The sequence below is a fragment of the Polynucleobacter sp. 15G-AUS-farblos genome, from assembly GCF_018882445.1.
Classification (GTDB): domain Bacteria; phylum Pseudomonadota; class Gammaproteobacteria; order Burkholderiales; family Burkholderiaceae; genus Polynucleobacter.
This window is the reverse complement of the sequence record NZ_JACVOM010000004.1, coordinates 290573-306104: the sequence shown is the minus strand read 5'-3', so window position 1 is coordinate 306104 and position 15532 is coordinate 290573. Positions and strand designations below refer to the sequence as shown.

16 protein-coding genes are annotated in these 15532 nt (G+C 46.5%); 15 read left to right on the top strand and 1 reads right to left on the bottom strand.

From position 1 onward, the window contains the following. Positions 1–61: 61 nt before the first annotated feature. The 15 genes from mnmG (at position 62) to priA (ending at position 15103) form a co-directional block, all read left to right on the top strand. Entirely contained in the window at positions 62–1981 is a 1920-nt protein-coding gene (gene mnmG / locus ICN41_RS08590) for a tRNA uridine-5-carboxymethylaminomethyl(34) synthesis enzyme MnmG (RefSeq protein WP_216292490.1), read from the top strand. After that, positions 1978–2655, top strand: coding sequence for a 16S rRNA (guanine(527)-N(7))-methyltransferase RsmG (gene rsmG / locus ICN41_RS08585; RefSeq protein ID WP_216292489.1), 678 nt, complete (start codon positions 1978–1980; stop codon positions 2653–2655). The genes mnmG and rsmG overlap by 4 nt, the downstream gene beginning before the upstream one ends. A gap of 10 nt (positions 2656–2665) precedes the next feature. After that, positions 2666–3436: a ParA family protein gene (locus ICN41_RS08580; protein ID WP_216292488.1), complete on the top strand. Its 771-nt coding sequence runs from the start codon at positions 2666–2668 to the stop codon at positions 3434–3436. 21 nt (positions 3437–3457) lie between these two features. Then, the gene (locus ICN41_RS08575) at positions 3458–4348 is read left to right on the top strand and encodes a ParB/RepB/Spo0J family partition protein (RefSeq protein WP_216292487.1); all 891 of its coding nucleotides are present in this window, start codon (positions 3458–3460) and stop codon (positions 4346–4348) included. A 61-nt stretch (positions 4349–4409) separates the two neighbouring features. Further along, positions 4410–4919, top strand: a complete 510-nt coding sequence (locus ICN41_RS08570; protein ID WP_370629117.1) for an ATP synthase subunit I — start codon at positions 4410–4412, stop codon at positions 4917–4919. Between the two features lie 33 nt (positions 4920–4952). Further along, on the top strand, positions 4953–5828 hold the full coding sequence (gene atpB / locus ICN41_RS08565; RefSeq protein WP_216292486.1) for a F0F1 ATP synthase subunit A: 876 nt from the start codon (positions 4953–4955) through the stop codon (positions 5826–5828). 45 nt (positions 5829–5873) lie between these two features. After that, positions 5874–6140 (top strand): F0F1 ATP synthase subunit C, encoded by a 267-nt coding sequence (gene atpE, locus ICN41_RS08560; RefSeq protein WP_216292485.1) that lies wholly within the window; start codon positions 5874–5876, stop codon positions 6138–6140. A 63-nt stretch (positions 6141–6203) separates the two neighbouring features. Next, the gene (locus tag ICN41_RS08555) at positions 6204–6674 is read left to right on the top strand and encodes a F0F1 ATP synthase subunit B (RefSeq protein WP_216292484.1); all 471 of its coding nucleotides are present in this window, start codon (positions 6204–6206) and stop codon (positions 6672–6674) included. A gap of 1 nt (position 6675) precedes the next feature. Beyond that, positions 6676–7212: a F0F1 ATP synthase subunit delta gene (locus ICN41_RS08550; RefSeq protein ID WP_216292483.1), complete on the top strand. Its 537-nt coding sequence runs from the start codon at positions 6676–6678 to the stop codon at positions 7210–7212. Positions 7213–7257: 45 nt separating this feature from the next. Then, a complete protein-coding gene (gene atpA, locus ICN41_RS08545) occupies positions 7258–8799 on the top strand; it encodes a F0F1 ATP synthase subunit alpha (protein WP_216292482.1) in 1542 nt (513 codons plus the stop codon). Between the two features lie 17 nt (positions 8800–8816). Then, positions 8817–9686, top strand: a complete 870-nt coding sequence (atpG, locus tag ICN41_RS08540; protein ID WP_216292481.1) for a F0F1 ATP synthase subunit gamma — start codon at positions 8817–8819, stop codon at positions 9684–9686. A 55-nt stretch (positions 9687–9741) separates the two neighbouring features. After that, positions 9742–11142, top strand: a complete 1401-nt coding sequence (gene atpD, locus ICN41_RS08535; RefSeq protein WP_216202015.1) for a F0F1 ATP synthase subunit beta — start codon at positions 9742–9744, stop codon at positions 11140–11142. Between the two features lie 21 nt (positions 11143–11163). Further along, positions 11164–11580 (top strand): F0F1 ATP synthase subunit epsilon, encoded by a 417-nt coding sequence (locus ICN41_RS08530; protein WP_215321259.1) that lies wholly within the window; start codon positions 11164–11166, stop codon positions 11578–11580. 9 nt (positions 11581–11589) lie between these two features. Beyond that, the gene (hemE, locus tag ICN41_RS08525; RefSeq protein WP_370629121.1) at positions 11590–12708 is read left to right on the top strand and encodes a uroporphyrinogen decarboxylase; all 1119 of its coding nucleotides are present in this window, start codon (positions 11590–11592) and stop codon (positions 12706–12708) included. 265 nt (positions 12709–12973) lie between these two features. Continuing rightward, a complete protein-coding gene (gene priA / locus ICN41_RS08520; RefSeq protein WP_216292479.1) occupies positions 12974–15103 on the top strand; it encodes a primosomal protein N' in 2130 nt (709 codons plus the stop codon). Positions 15104–15106: 3 nt separating this feature from the next. On the opposite strand, the gene gcvH is transcribed toward priA, so the two are convergent. Then, positions 15107–15499 carry a glycine cleavage system protein GcvH gene (gene gcvH, locus ICN41_RS08515; RefSeq protein ID WP_255537945.1) on the bottom strand — a complete coding sequence of 131 codons (393 nt, stop codon included), beginning with the start codon at positions 15497–15499 and terminating at the stop codon, positions 15107–15109. Positions 15500–15532: the final 33 nt, after the last annotated feature.

Here is a 15532-nt window from a genome sequence, read left to right as displayed (position 1 = left end):
CGTTTTTGTTTCACGTGAAACAAACAAAATGCTATGATCATCGCCCTATCTGAGGCAAATCATGCGGTATTCAAAAAACTTCGATGTCATTGTTGTGGGTGGCGGTCACGCTGGGACTGAGGCCGCCCTTGCATCAGCACGCATGGGATGCGATACGCTGTTAATTACCCATAGTATTGAAAGCTTGGGGGCAATGAGCTGCAATCCTTCTATTGGGGGTATTGGCAAGGGCCACCTAGTTAAAGAAATTGATGCCATGGGCGGCGCCATGGCTGCGGCAACCGATGAGGCTGGAATTCAGTTTCGGATACTCAATTCGAGCAAAGGACCGGCCGTTAGGGCGACCCGGGCACAGGGCGACCGCATTCTATATAAAGCAGCCATTCGACGTCGTTTAGAAAATCAAGAAAACCTCACTCTATTTCAGGCGGCAGTGGACGACCTTTTGGTTAGGGGTGACGAAGTCCAGGGGGTTGTTACACAAATGGGCTTGGAGTTTTTGGCTAAAAAAGTCGTTTTGACCGCCGGGACCTTTCTGGACGGAAAAATTCACGTAGGCTTAAATAACTATGCGGGCGGTCGCGCTGGCGACCCCTCCTCAGTGTCTTTATCGGCCCGCTTAAAGGAGCTAAAACTTCCTCAGGGTAGGCTAAAAACAGGAACGCCGCCACGTATTGATGGTCGGACCATTGATTTTTCGGTGATGCTAGAGCAGCCTGGCGACTTAGATCCTGTTCCGGTCTTTTCATATTTGGGCCGGCCAGAGCAGCATCCACGGCAGGTTCCTTGCTGGATATCCCACACTAATGAGAGGACCCATGACATTATTCGGGGTGGTTTAGATCGTTCACCCATGTATACCGGTGTAATTGAAGGGGTTGGCCCACGCTACTGCCCTTCCATTGAGGACAAAATACATCGCTTTGCTTCCCGCAATAGCCATCAGATCTTTTTGGAGCCCGAGGGGCTCACTACAAATGAGTTTTATCCCAACGGCATTTCTACTAGCTTGCCTTTTGATGTGCAGTGGGATTTGGTGCGCAGCATCCGAGGGCTAGAGTCCGCAGTCATTGTTCGGCCTGGCTATGCAATTGAGTACGACTTTTTTGATCCCCGTCAGCTTCGCCATAGCCTTGAAACCAGAGCAATCGGTGGCCTGTATTTTGCTGGCCAGATCAATGGCACCACCGGGTATGAGGAGGCTGCCGCCCAAGGCATGCTTGCTGGCATTAATGCTGGCTTGGCTGCCCAAGGGAAAGCGCCATGGCTACCTAAGCGTAGTGAGTCCTATATAGGGGTTTTGGTCGATGATTTGATTACCCGAGGGGTGCAAGAGCCCTATCGGATGTTTACAAGCCGAGCGGAATACCGCTTAAGCTTGCGCGAAGATAACGCAGATTTGCGATTAACTGCCATTGGGCGTGATTTGGGCTTGGTTGATGATGTTCGCTGGGAAGTATTTTGCAGAAAACAAGAGGCTGTTTCACGTGAAACATCTCGTTTGCAAGATATCTGGGTTGGCCCAAGGCATGAGGCCGCCCCCCTTGTTTCAGAATTGTTAGGCCAAGACCTGTCTCATGAGTGTAGTTTGGCAGAGCTTCTGAGGCGCCCTGGCGTTACTTATGAGTCAATTATTGCTCTGGGCAATGGCCTTTGGGCGCCCGGTGTTTTAGATGATGATCTTGGGCTTGCTGCTCAAATCAGTGATCAAGTTGAAATCTCAGTTAAATACCAGGGGTATATTGACCGCCAGGCTGTAGAAATTGCCCGTCAAGAGCATAACGAAACCTACCCCCTTCCAGAGAGCTTGGATTACACCCAAGTCTTGGGTCTTTCAAAAGAAGTTCAGCAGAAGCTCAACTTACATAAACCGGCAACTTTGGGCCAGGCCAGCAGAATTTCTGGGGTTACTCCGGCAGCGCTTTCCTTGTTATTAGTGCATCTTAAAAAAGGGTTGGGCCGCCCCCAAGAGGCGGCATGACCGATGACTTGCTTGCGCTTGGGATTGAGGGCTTAGGTTTAAATTTAAGCGAAGCGAATATTGCTGATTTAGAGCTATTTTTGCAAGAGATGGGCCGCTGGAACCAGGTACATAATTTGACGGCGATAGAAGATGAGGCGGACTCAGTAAGGCTGCATCTCATTGATTCTATTGCAGTTTTACCAGTTTTAAGGCGGTTTTTAAAAAGCCCCACCCCTCGCATTGCTGACTTAGGGTCTGGCGGCGGCCTGCCTGCCATTCCGATCGCTATTATTCAGGCAGAGTGGCGCCTCACCTTGATAGAGGCCATCAGAAAAAAGACTGCTTTTCTGCAGCATGTGCGTGGCAAATTGAAGTTGAAAAACATTGAAGTCTTAAGTGAGCGAGTTGAGAATGTTGCACTGCAACAACAGGGGCAATTTGATGCCGTTATTTCTCGTGCCTTTACAAACCTTGCGCGTTTCTTAGAGCTTTCACTGCCCCTGTTAAAACCTGATGGACTGGTGTTTGCCATGAAAGCCAAGCGTGCTGATGAAGAAATGGCAGAGGTTTGTAAGGATGATTGGCGCTTATTGGCCGATGAGGCCCTGTTTATCCCCAATTTATCAGTTGAACGCCGACTTTTGGTGTTGAGCCCCATGAGAAAATCTCCCCCTCAATTTTTAGCAAAATAACAAAGCAGCTATGGCAAAAATATTCTGTATTGCAAATCAAAAAGGTGGCGTAGGCAAAACCACTACCGCCGTCAATTTGGCGGCCGGCTTGGCGGGGCTTAAGCAGCGGGTACTGCTTGTTGACTTAGATCCGCAGGGTAATGCGACGATGGGCTCTGGCATCGAGAAGGCAGACTTAAGTGCAAGCATATACCAAGTATTAATTGGACTTGCCACGGTAAAGGAATGTGCACAACGCTGCGAAAGTTCTGCTTACGATGTCTTGCCTGCCAACCGGGATTTGGCCGGAGCAGAAATTGAATTGGTTGATATTGATGCACGTGAATCTCGATTAAAAGATGCGCTCTCACAGGTGGCAAATGATTACGACTTTATTTTGATTGATTGCCCTCCTGCATTGTCTTTATTAACCTTGAATGGATTATGTGCAGCCAATGGTGTGATTGTTCCAATGCAATGTGAGTATTTTGCGTTGGAAGGCTTATCAGATTTAGTCAACACAATTAAACAAGTGCATGCAAATTTAAATCCTGATTTAGTCATCATTGGTTTATTGCGCGTGATGTTCGATGCGCGTATGACTTTGCAACAACAAGTCTCAGATCAGTTGCTGGAGCATTTTGGCGACAAGGTATTTAAGACCATCATCCCTCGCAATGTACGCTTGGCTGAAGCCCCTTCTTATGGGCTTCCCGGGGTTGCCTTTGATAAATCATCTCGGGGGGCCAAGGCGTATTTAGAGTTCGGCGCAGAAATGATTGAACGCATTCAGCAAATGTAATTTTTAGGAAAGTAAAAGTTCATGGTTGCAATTAAGAAAAAAGGTTTGGGCAGAGGCTTAGAGGCGCTGTTAGGTGAAAAGACCCAGAATGAAAATGCCTCAACGGAAATAAACCGTTTGCCTCTGTCAGCATTGCAGGCAGGCAAGTATCAGCCGCGTCAAAAAATGGAAGCCGGTGCTTTACAAGAATTGGCAGAAAGTATTCGCGAACAAGGTGTGATGCAACCTTTACTTGTAAGACTGGTGTCTGCTGGTAAGTACGAAATTATTGCGGGAGAGCGTCGCTTTCGCGCAGCAACAATTGCGGGACTAAAAGAAGTTCCGGTTTTAGTATCTAGCGCTGATGATCAGGCCGCCGCCGCAATGGCCTTGGTCGAAAATATGCAGCGTGAGGACTTAAACCCTCTAGAAGAGTCTCAGGGGTTGGCAAGGCTGATCGAAGAGTTTGGTTTTACTCATGAGCAGGCGGCCAAGGCGGTTGGCAAGTCACGAAGCGCAATCACCAATTTATTACGCCTTGCACAGCTGGCAAAGCCAGTCCAGGCAATGCTGCTGGCTGGGGATATTGATATGGGCCATGCTCGCGCGCTCCTGCCTTTGCCGGGCTCAAGTCAAGTTGCTTTGGCACAAAGAATTGCTGCACAGGGGCTGTCCGTTCGTGAGGCGGAAAGAATGTCTACCGCCTTAGCAATCGCTGGTGGGCAGATTGGCGACAAAAAAGCCAAGCTTGCCAAGCCTGGAGGGGCGGTAGTTCAAGATGCCGATACACGTCGTTTGGCTCAAGAAATGGCAGATTTAATCGGTTTAAGCGTCCAATTTAAGCTTAAAGGCAAGGGTGGCGAGATCCGGATCGGGTTTAGCCAATTTGATGAGCTAGATTCCTTGTTAAAAAAGCTGGGTGTTGAATCTTGAAAAATACTCAAAAAATGTCCCCAAATCCTTTGACATATTGCACTGCACACATTAAACTTTCGTGGCTAAATTGATTCCTCAAAAAAATCAATTTTCCGAGGTGGATGATTGGGATGAACCTAAAGAAGAGACATATCGGGTTCTAACCAAAGCGGAAATGGTTGCACTGCAGCAAAGCAATGCAAAAAGATACCCCGCTCTGTCCCCTTGGAAAATAATATTGGCCCAAGTGCTGGTAACAGTAGTCAGCATGGTGATTTGGTCAGTTTTTGGGGAGCCGGCAGGTGTAAGCGTTTATACTCAGTCGGCCTTTTTAGGTGGTTTAATCAGCGTCTTGCCTTCGGTTTTGTTTCTAACAAGACTGGAAATGGCAAAAAAATCGCAAAGATTGAATCCAGGAAGTTTTTTGGCAGCATTAGTTTCCGGCGAATTTATAAAAATTGTCGTGACAATAATGCTGTTTATTGGGATTGCTTTCCTCATCCCCGGCGTGCTTTGGGTCCCTTTATTGGTGACTTACCTGCTTGCCTTGAAGTGCGTTTGGCTGGCGTGGTTGTGGCCTAAGAAGTAAAAATTGTGATTGAAACAAAGGACTAGTTAAGAGATGTCTAGCGAAGTAAACCAAGCCCACGGGGCAGCCGAGCCGATGACGCCAACAGCGTACATTTCAGAGCATTTACAAAATCTCAACAATAGTGGTGGGCCACAGACATCCATTATTGATTTCAGCATTATTAATTTAGATACTATTTTTTGGGCATCCGCTATGGGCTTGCTCGCTGTATTTATTTTGTTAATCGCAGCACGTCGTGCAACTCCAGGTGTGCCAGGCCGCTTCCAGTGTTTCGTTGAAATGATTGTAGAAATGGCAGAGACACAATCTAAGAGCATTGTTCATGGCGATCGCACCTACATTGCCCCGCTTGCCTTGTTTGTATTTTTTTGGATCATTCTTCTGAATACCCTCGACTTGATACCAGTAGATTGGGTATTGGGCGTAAACCAGTTCATTGAAAGTTTTGGTGTTCACGTTCCGCACCACAAGGTTGTTCCAACGACTGACCTGAATGCAACGATGGGCATGTCCATGTCTGTTTTGCTCTTGGTGTTCTTTTACAGCTTCAAAGTAAAAGGTTTCGGCGGCTTCTTGCATGAACTTGTTTCTGCCCCATTCGGTGCGAAATGGTATTTGGCGCCATTCAACCTTGCTTTGAACATTATTGAATATTTGGCGAAAGGCGTTTCTTTGGGAATGCGACTTTTCGGCAATATGTACGCTGGCGAATTGGTCTTCTTGTTAATCGCTTTGCTTGGTAGCGTATGGACCTTTAATTTAGATTTATCCCTGTTCGGATTGGTGGGCCATGTTATTGCTGGATCAGCTTGGGCCATCTTCCACATTTTGGTTATTTTGTTGCAAGCCTTTATTTTTATGATGTTGACTTTGGTCTATATCGGGCAAGCGCATAGCCATCACTAAGATTTTATTTTTAACCTACCTCTTTTAACTTCAGGAGTCAGTAACATGCAAGCATTTCTCGCAAACATTCAAGGATTCACAGCTATTGCAATCGGCATCATCATCGGCCTCGGCGCGATCGGTGCTTGTTTAGGTATTGCATTGATGGGTGGTAAATACATCGAAGCATGTGCACGTCAACCTGAATTGATGGAACCACTCCAAACCAAAATGTTCCTCTTGGCTGGTTTGATCGACGCTGCGTTCTTGATCGGTGTTGGTGTTGCAATGTTGTTTGCTTTCGCAAACCCACTGCTCGCAGTTATTAAGTAATTGTTTTGGCGTGGATGACCAACAGGTCATCCAATAGTTCTCAACAATACTGAAAGGAATATCGTGAATCTGAACGCGACCCTATTCGCGCAAATGATCGTCTTCTTTGTCTTATGGTGGGTAGTTGCACGTTTTGTGTGGCCACCGCTTGTTAAGGCATTAGATGAGCGTTCAAGCAAAATTGCTGATGGTTTAGCTGCTGCCGAGCGCGGTAAAGAAGCGCTTGCACTGGCCAGCAATGAAGCAGAGCAAGAATTAAATAAAGCACGCCAAGAAGGTGTGCAACGTGTTGCTGAAGCTGAAAAACGTGCACAAATGTCTGCCGATGAAATTCGCGCTAACGCACAAGCTGAAGCTGCTCGAATCATTTCTCAAGCGCAGCAAGACGCAGCTCAACAAGTTACTCGCGCACGTGAAGTATTGCGTGCCGAAGTTGCTCTGCTTGCTGTTAAAGGCGCTGAGCAAATTTTGCGTCGTGAAGTTGATGCAAAAGCGCACGGCCAGTTACTTGACCAACTAAAGGCAGAACTTTGATATGGCTGAATTAGCCACTATTGCACGTCCTTATGCTGAAGCGCTTTTTCAAAGCGCAAAGCCAGCAGAGCTTGCTGGATGCTTGGAGCAGTTAAATGAATTGGCTCAGCTTGCTGCTTTGCCAGAGGTTGCTGCCTTATCCAACAATCCAAAAGTTTCCGCTGATGATTTAAGCAAACTGCTTTCTGGCATGGTCAAGACCAAGCTAGATCCAAAAGTTGCTAGCTTTTTGAATCTTGTAAATCAAAACCACCGCTTGGCAGCCGTTCCAGAAATTGCACAGCAATTTGAAGCAATGAAGAACAAGAGCGAAGGCGCAGCAGAAGTAAACATTACCAGCGCATTCCCTTTAGAGGGTTCTGCGTTAAATGATTTGTTGTCAAGTTTGAAGAAGCGCTTTGGGGGTAAAGAATTGCGCCCAACTATTCAAGTTGATCCAACATTGATTGGCGGAGTTCGCATTCAGGTTGGCGACGAAGTAATGGATAGTTCAGTTAAGGCCCAGTTAGCTCAAATGCAAGCAAGTCTTGGCGCATAAGTGATCCCTATTAAGAACATACGAAATAAGACCCAGGAGTAAGTAATGCAACTCAACCCTTCCGAGATCAGCGAGCTGATCAAAAGCCGAATTAGCGAATTGGGCGTTGACTCCCAAGTTCGCAACGAAGGCACTGTTATTTCAGTGACCGACGGTATTTGCCGCGTACATGGCTTGTCAGGCGTTATGCAGGGCGAAATGTTGGAGTTTCCAAACAACACTATCGGCCTCGCGTTAAACCTTGAGCGTGATTCTGTTGGTGCCGTAGTGTTGGGTGAATACACCCACATTAAAGAAGGCGACCCAGTGAAATGTACTGGCCGCATTTTGGAAGTGCCAGTTGGCCCAGAGTTGCTCGGTCGCGTTGTAAACGCGCTCGGTCAACCGATTGATGGCAAAGGCCCAATCAACACCAAGTTAACTGACTTTATTGAAAAAGTTGCTCCTGGCGTGATCGCACGACAATCTGTTAGCCAGCCAGTACAAACTGGTTTGAAGGCGATTGATGCGATGGTTCCAATTGGTCGTGGTCAGCGTGAGTTGATCATTGGCGACCGCCAAACTGGTAAGACAGCCGTTGCGGTTGACGCGATCATTAACCAAAAAGGTAAAGGCGTTTATTGCGTTTACGTGGCGATCGGTCAAAAAGCTTCTACTATTGCTAACGTTGTTCGCAAGCTCACAGAATTGGGCGCGATGGAGTACACCGTAGTTGTTGCGGCGAGTGCTTCTGAGTCTGCAGCGATGCAGTACCTCTCTGCTTACGCAGGTTGCACCATGGGTGAATACTTCCGTGACCGCGGCGAAGACGCTTTGATTGTTTACGATGACTTGACCAAGCAAGCAGTTGCCTATCGTCAAATCTCCTTGTTGCTCCGCCGCCCTCCAGGCCGCGAAGCTTATCCTGGCGACGTGTTCTACCTCCACTCACGCTTGCTCGAGCGCGCTGCTCGTGTAAATGCCGAGTATGTTGAGAAGTTCACTAACGGCGCAGTAAAAGGCAAAACTGGTTCTTTGACAGCATTGCCAATTATTGAAACTCAAGCTGGTGACGTTTCTGCATTCGTTCCAACCAACGTAATTTCGATTACTGACGGCCAGATCTTCTTAGAAACTGACTTATTTAACGCTGGTGTACGTCCTGCGATTAACGCTGGTATTTCTGTATCCCGCGTTGGTGGTGCAGCCCAGACTAAAGTGATTAAGAAATTGTCCGGCGGTATTCGTACCGACTTGGCGCAGTATCGTGAATTAGCAGCGTTTGCGCAGTTTGCATCTGACCTTGATGATGCAACCCGTAAGCAACTTGAGCGCGGTAAGCGTGTTACAGAGTTATGTAAGCAAGCACAGTACAAGCCTTTGCAGGTTTGGGAAATGGCTGCCTCACTTTATGCAATGAATAATGGCTACTTCGATGACCTTGAGGTGAAGCATGTATTGGCATTTGAAAAAGGCTTGCAAGATCATTTGAAATCTAAATACGCTGACTTAGTTGGCCGTATTGAAGAAACCAAAGATCTGAGCAAAGATGACGAAGCTGCTTTGCGTGCTGCAATTGAGGATTACAAGCGCTCAGCCTCTTTCTAAGAGGGTTCGCATAAATCATGGCAAGCACAAAAGAGATACGATCAAAGATCAAGAGCGTGCAAAACACGCGCAAGATCACGAAGGCAATGGAAATGGTCGCCGCATCCAAGATGCGTCGCGCCCAGGAGCGCATGCGTAATGCGCGCCCATACGCTGAAAAAATTCGTGAGATTGTTGCCAATCTTTCTAAAGCAAATCCTGAGTTCCGCCCTGCCTACATGGCAACTCGGGAGGTGAAGAAGGTTGGCACGATTTTGGTTACGACAGACAAGGGCTTGTGCGGTGGTTTAAATACCAACGTCTTGCGTTTGATTGCTAACCAAGTGCGCGATTTGCAAGAAAATAATATTGAGATTGCGTACACCGCAATTGGTTCAAAAGGCCTGCAGTTTTTGAATCGCTCAAAAGCAAAGTTAATTTCTCAAACGATTCAAATTGGTGATACGCCGCATTTGGACGTTTTGATTGGCGCAATTACTGCTCAGCTAGAAGCATTTGAGCGTGGCGAGATTGATGCTGTTTATTTGGCATTCACCCGCTTTGTAAATGCGATGAAACAAGAGCCTGTTTTAGAAAAACTCTTGCCTTTAGAGTCGGAAGCATTGACACCGGAAGAGCAAACAGGAAATTCTTGGGATTACATATACGAGCCTGACGCCGAGTCGATTTTGAATGGCTTGTTAAAGCGTTATGTTGAAGCAATGATTTATCAGGCTGTTGCCGAAAATATGGCCTCTGAGCAATCTGCACGTATGGTCTCTATGAAGGCCGCTTCAGATAATGCAAAGAACGTCATTGGCGAATTGCAATTGGAATACAACAAGACACGACAGGCTGCAATTACTAAAGAGTTGTCAGAAATTGTTGGCGGAGCGGCTGCAGTTTAAGCGGCCGGCGTTTAGGAATACGAAAGAATTCAGGAATTAAAAGCGGAGAAATGCGATGAGTAACGGAAATATTGTGCAGTGTATCGGTCCAGTGGTGGATATTCAGTTCCCACGCGACAAAATGCCAAACATTTATGATGCATTGACATTGGTTGAGAGCGGCGAAAAATCATTTGCTGAAAAAGGGTTGACCTTTGAGGTTCAGCAACAAATCGGTGACGGCGTAGTTCGCGCTATTGCCATGGGTGCGAGCGATGGCTTGCGTCGTGGCATGGAAGTGAAATCGACTGGCGCACCAATTTCTGTACCTGTTGGCCCAGCAACATTGGGGCGCATCATGGACGTTTTAGGTCGCCCAATTGATGACGCAGGTCCGATTGCTACTGAAGAGCGTCGCGCTATTCACCAGCCAGCACCGAAGTTTGATGAACTGTCACCTTCTGTTGACCTGCTCGAAACCGGTATTAAGGTTATTGACTTAGTTTGCCCATTTGCTAAGGGCGGTAAGGTCGGCTTGTTCGGTGGTGCGGGTGTTGGTAAGACCGTGAACATGATGGAATTGATTAACAACATCGCTAAGCAACACTCAGGTTTGTCAGTGTTTGCTGGTGTTGGTGAGCGTACTCGTGAAGGTAATGACTTCTACCACGAGATGAAAGAATCAAACGTTGTTGATAAAGTGGCTATGGTGTTTGGTCAAATGAACGAGCCTCCTGGTAACCGTTTGCGCGTTGCGTTGACCGGTTTGACAATGGCGGAAGCATTCCGTGACGAAGGCCGTGATATTTTGTTCTTCGTTGACAACATCTATCGTTACACATTGGCCGGTACTGAAGTATCTGCGTTGCTCGGTCGTATGCCTTCTGCCGTGGGTTATCAGCCGACATTGGCTGAAGAGATGGGTAAATTGCAAGAACGTATTACCTCTACTAAGACTGGTTCTGTTACCTCTATTCAGGCCGTTTACGTTCCTGCGGATGACTTGACCGATCCGTCACCAGCTACAACCTTCTTGCACTTAGACTCTACCGTTGTGTTGTCACGTGACATCGCTGCATTAGGTATCTACCCAGCAGTTGATCCGCTGGACTCAACCAGCCGTCAGCTTGACCCACAAGTGGTAGGTCAAGAACACTACGACGTAGCTCGTGAAGTACAGATGACATTGCAGCGTTACAAAGAGTTGCGCGACATTATTGCGATTTTGGGTATGGACGAATTGTCTCCAGAAGACAAATTGGCAGTATCACGTGCTCGTAAGATCCAACGTTTCTTGTCACAGCCTTTCCACGTTGCTGAGGTATTTACTGGTTCACCAGGTAAATACGTTCCATTGAAAGAAACTATCCGCGGCTTCAAGATGATTTGTAGCGGTGAGTTGGATCACTTGCCTGAGCAAGCGTTCTACATGGTGGGTTCAATTGATGAAGCCATCGAGAAAGCTAAGAAGCTTTAATCGAACTCATCTAGGGAAATTATGTCAACCATACGCGTCGATGTAGTAAGTGCTGAGCAGTCTATTTTCAGTGGGGAAGCTAAGTTTGTTGCGCTTCCAGGTGAAAGTGGTGAGCTCGGCATCTTGCGTGGCCACACTCCTTTGATTACACGTATTCGTCCAGGATCAGTTCGCATTGAAAAAGCGGACGGTGACGAAGAGTTTGTTTTCGTAGCAGGTGGCTATTTAGAGGTTCAACCAGATCGCGTTACTGTCTTAGCAGATACTGCTATTCGTGGCCATGATTTGGATGAAGCTAAAGCAATTGAAGCCAAAAAACGCGCAGAAGAAGCGATGCAAAATCGTGGCACTGACTTCGACTTGGCTCTGGCCCAATCTGAGTTTGCGATGGCAGCGGCGCAGTTGGCTGCTATTGCTCGCTTCCGTCGTAAAAAATAAAGAGCGGCGATCCTCTTGCTGTTAAATGATCGGTTTTTAAAGGCCTGCCTGGGCGAAGCGGTTGATCAAACTCCGCTTTGGCTCATGCGTCAAGCCGGTCGATATCTCCCTGAATACAACGCTACGCGCGCCAGAGCTGGTAGCTTTCTAGGACTGGCTAAAAATCCTGCGTATGCCACAGAAGTAACGCTTCAGCCTTTAGACCGCTATCCACTAGATGCGGCAATCTTGTTCTCCGATATTTTGACCATTCCTGATGCTATGGGTTTAGGTTTGAAATTTGCTGCGGGCGAAGGCCCTAGCTTTGATCATCCACTACGGGATGAAGAGGCCGTTAAGAAATTACGTGTTGCAGATATGGACCAGCTCAAATATGTATTTGATGCCGTGTCAGAAATTCGTAAAGCACTTGTGCAGGATGGAAAGCAGCGCGTGCCCTTAATTGGGTTCTCTGGCAGCCCATGGACTTTAGCTTGTTACATGATTGATGGCTCTGGCTCCGATGATTTCCGTCATGCAAAGACCATGATGTTTAATCGCCCAGACCTGCTCGAACACATTCTGGAAATTAATGTCCAATCGGTTGCAAATTACCTGATTGGACAAGTCAAGGCTGGCGCACAAGCACTCATGATTTTTGATACCTGGGGCGGGCTCTTGCCAGATGGCTGGTATCAGCGCATGTCATTAGCGGCTATGCAAAAAGTCATTGCACAGCTACCCCGCGAACACGAAGGCCAAAAAATCCCTGTAATTATGTTTACTAAGGGTGGTGGAATTTGGTTAAACGATATGGCTGGTGCTGGTGCAGATGTCCTGGCGCTCGATTGGACTGTGCCATTGAGCCGTGCTCGTAAGCAGCTCCTAGATCTTGGTAAGCCACTGGCCTTACAAGGCAATTTAGACCCCCTTATTCTGTTTTCTGAGCCCAAGCAAATTGCTGAGCAGGCAAATCTCCTGCTTGAGGATTTAGCAGGCGCTCCAGCCCTAAAACCAGGCCTACATTCTTTAGATGGCCATGTATTCAATTTGGGCCACGGGATTTCCCAATTTACCCCGCCAGAAAGCGTTTCTGTTTTGGCTGAAACAGTTATAAATCGCTCAAAGGCGCTTAGATCCAAGAAGTAGCGCTGAGTATTTGCTAACTTAAACCTGTCCTTGTATAAAAAGTTATGCACAGTTAGCGGCTGAAATCAAAATTCAGTGAGATTGGCAGGGAATATGATCAATAACTTTCGAAATAATCTTTAACTTATTGATTTATATATATTTTTTATAAAAAGCTCGAAAAGAGTGCAAAAATGGATAGCTGGTAAATTAGTCTATAAATCAGAATTATTTGATGATATCCACAGACTTATCCACAAGCAAAAATAGAAAACTGAAGTAGAAAATGCCCTCACCAACGGTGGTCCAAGTAGTTGTTGATAAGCCCTTGGCTCAGGGATTTGACTACCTATGGGATGCCCAAAAACTGGGTGTAGAGCCTGTCATAGGACAGATAGTTGAGGTCCCATTCGGCCGGTCTACTCTCATTGGTGTAGTAATCAAAGTAAGCGCTCACTCTGATTTTGATATCCAGAAATTAAAAGGTGTTTCAGCCTTAGCCCCACTGCCCCCTTTAGACTCAGCCGTGCTTAGGCTGATGAATTTTGCAAGCCAGTACTACATTCATGTTCTTGGGGAAACCATCATTCCTACCATTCCACAGATGTGGAAAAAATCTGCAAATTGGGAAAAGATTCCTAAGAAGCTCCTTGCGGCAGAAAAGAAAAAAGACAAAAAAGACCGCGAAATAAAAAGCGAAGGCTTGATTGTGGAATCGCGGTTAAACAATGAGCAACAATCAGCACTTGTATCTTTGCGTAATACCGCAGCTGAAAAAAAATTTAGAGCAATCCTTTTGCAAGGACAAACAGGAAGCGGAAAGACTGCCGTATTTCTAAGTTGGCTTAGCTCAATTCTTGAAGATGAAGAAGCACAAGTATTAATTTTGGTTCCTGAAATTAATCTGACACCACAATTAGAGCGCAGAGTGCGAGCCTATTTCCCAAATAAGAATATGTCAGTGCTCCATAGTGCAATCCCCGAAAACCAAAGAGGCGTTGCTTGGTATGAGGCAATGACAGGCAAGGCACAAATTATCTTGGGTACGAGGTTGGCTGCTTTAACACCGATGCCAAATTTAAAAGCCATTGTGGTTGATGAAGAGCATGACCCTTCCTATAAACAACAAGACGGCATAAGGTATTCCGCTAGAGATTTAGCAATCTGGCGCGCACATGATGTAAAGGCGCCAATTCTGCTTTCATCTGCAACCCCCTCACTCGAAACTTGGATGGCTGCGAAGGCTGGACGTTATCAATATATCCGTCTTGATCAACGAGCCCAGGGGGCGGGCCTACCCAAGGTGCATTTGATTAATACAAGAGATCCACAAAATCAATTTAGTCCCGGTGATGTTGATAAGCCGATGAGCAAAAGTCCCATTACAAAAACATTAGTACGCGCGATCAGTAAAAATTTAGATAGTAAAAAACAGAGTCTCGTATTGATTAATCGGAGAGGATATGCTCCGGTACTCAGTTGTAATGCGTGTTCTTGGCTATCAAAGTGTCAGCAGTGTAGTTCGTATATGGTGATGCATAAAGCAGGCGCTTTAAATCGAAAAGCAGTTCTCAATTGTCATCATTGTGGTTTAGTAAAGCCGATTCCAGAGCATTGCCCAGATTGCGGAAATGCTGACCTCAAAGGCTTAGGGCAAGGAACCCAAAAGGTGGAGGACTCTATCGAGGAGATATGGCCCAATGCCCGTGTCTTAAGAGTTGATACAGACTCAAGTAAAAAAAGTAAAGGCGCAGAAGAGCTGTTTCAGGAAATTCACTCCGGTAATGTGGATCTCGTTGTTGGCACACAGATGATCGCAAAAGGGCATGATTATCAAAATATTGGTTTGGTGGCGGCATTGGATGCTGACAGCAGATTATTCTCACAAGATTTTCGAGCTGCAGAAAGATTATTTGCGCAATTGGTGCAGGTTGCAGGTCGCGCGGGTAGGTCGGGTGTCGAGGGACAGGCTGGGGGTGATATGTTTATAGAAACTCAATATCCTGAGGCGCCTGTATTCCAGTATTTGCTTCGTCATGATGTAGATGGCTTTTTGTCGTATACCGCTAATGAAAGAGAAGAGGCTAAGCTTCCGCCGTTTTCTTATCAGGGCTTGATTCATGCTGAAGCAAAAAGTCTTGATAAAGCAATTCAATTTTTGAGCTCTCTAAAGGGGCGCCTAAAGGCCAAAGGCCTTATAGCTCATGGGCTTAAGGCCTATGATCCCGTGCCCAAAGCGTTGATGCGAGTAGCAGGAACAGAGCGTGCACAGTTATTGCTAGAGTCTGGAGACCGCAAGCAGTTACAGGAAATCTTAGAAGCAATTGACCAAGATTTGCGAGGCCAATCTCAAGGCCGCATTAGTAAGGGCGAGAATATTCGTTGGTTGATTGAGCGGGACCCAATTTCAATCTAATGCTTATGCACCAGGTCCTGAGGTGTATTTTTCTAAGCTTAAGAGTTGATTCAGTTCAGATGTAAGGCTGTCATCAGAACTCGGTTTGATTTTGAATAACCAAACTGCATAGGGTTTTTCATTTACCAATTCAGGTGCAGTATCAACTTCTTCATTTAAGGCAACAATTTCTCCGCTTACAGGCGCATGGATATCGCTTGCCGCCTTAACGGATTCAATAACGGCAATGGCTTCGCCCTGTTTTACATACTGGCCAATTGTGGGGGCCTTAAAAAACATCACATCACCCAACGCCTCCTGGGCATGATGACTTATACCAACCCAAACCAAGCCATCTTCCTCGATATCGGCCCATTCATGAGTTTCTGCAAATTTAAATGTATCTTGGCTCTTCATTGTTTTATCCTTTAAAAACATTTTATGCTCAGT

Bases quoted from the DNA above. Each gene is read 5' to 3' on its own strand.
- mnmG (WP_216292490.1), top strand. From the start codon at position 62: ATGCGGTATTCAAAAAACTTCGATGTCATTGTTGTGGGTGGCGGTCAC.
- rsmG (WP_216292489.1), top strand. From the start codon at position 1,978: ATGACCGATGACTTGCTTGCGCTTGGGATTGAGGGCTTAGGTTTAAAT.
- ICN41_RS08580 (WP_216292488.1), top strand. From the start codon at position 2,666: ATGGCAAAAATATTCTGTATTGCAAATCAAAAAGGTGGCGTAGGCAAA.
- ICN41_RS08575 (WP_216292487.1), top strand. From the start codon at position 3,458: ATGGTTGCAATTAAGAAAAAAGGTTTGGGCAGAGGCTTAGAGGCGCTG.
- atpB (WP_216292486.1), top strand. From the start codon at position 4,953: ATGTCTAGCGAAGTAAACCAAGCCCACGGGGCAGCCGAGCCGATGACG.
- atpE (WP_216292485.1), top strand. From the start codon at position 5,874: ATGCAAGCATTTCTCGCAAACATTCAAGGATTCACAGCTATTGCAATC.
- ICN41_RS08550 (WP_216292483.1), top strand. From the start codon at position 6,676: ATGGCTGAATTAGCCACTATTGCACGTCCTTATGCTGAAGCGCTTTTT.
- atpA (WP_216292482.1), top strand. From the start codon at position 7,258: ATGCAACTCAACCCTTCCGAGATCAGCGAGCTGATCAAAAGCCGAATT.
- atpG (WP_216292481.1), top strand. From the start codon at position 8,817: ATGGCAAGCACAAAAGAGATACGATCAAAGATCAAGAGCGTGCAAAAC.
- atpD (WP_216202015.1), top strand. From the start codon at position 9,742: ATGAGTAACGGAAATATTGTGCAGTGTATCGGTCCAGTGGTGGATATT.
- ICN41_RS08530 (WP_215321259.1), top strand. From the start codon at position 11,164: ATGTCAACCATACGCGTCGATGTAGTAAGTGCTGAGCAGTCTATTTTC.
- priA (WP_216292479.1), top strand. From the start codon at position 12,974: ATGCCCTCACCAACGGTGGTCCAAGTAGTTGTTGATAAGCCCTTGGCT.
- gcvH (WP_255537945.1), bottom strand. From the start codon at position 15,499: ATGAAGAGCCAAGATACATTTAAATTTGCAGAAACTCATGAATGGGCC.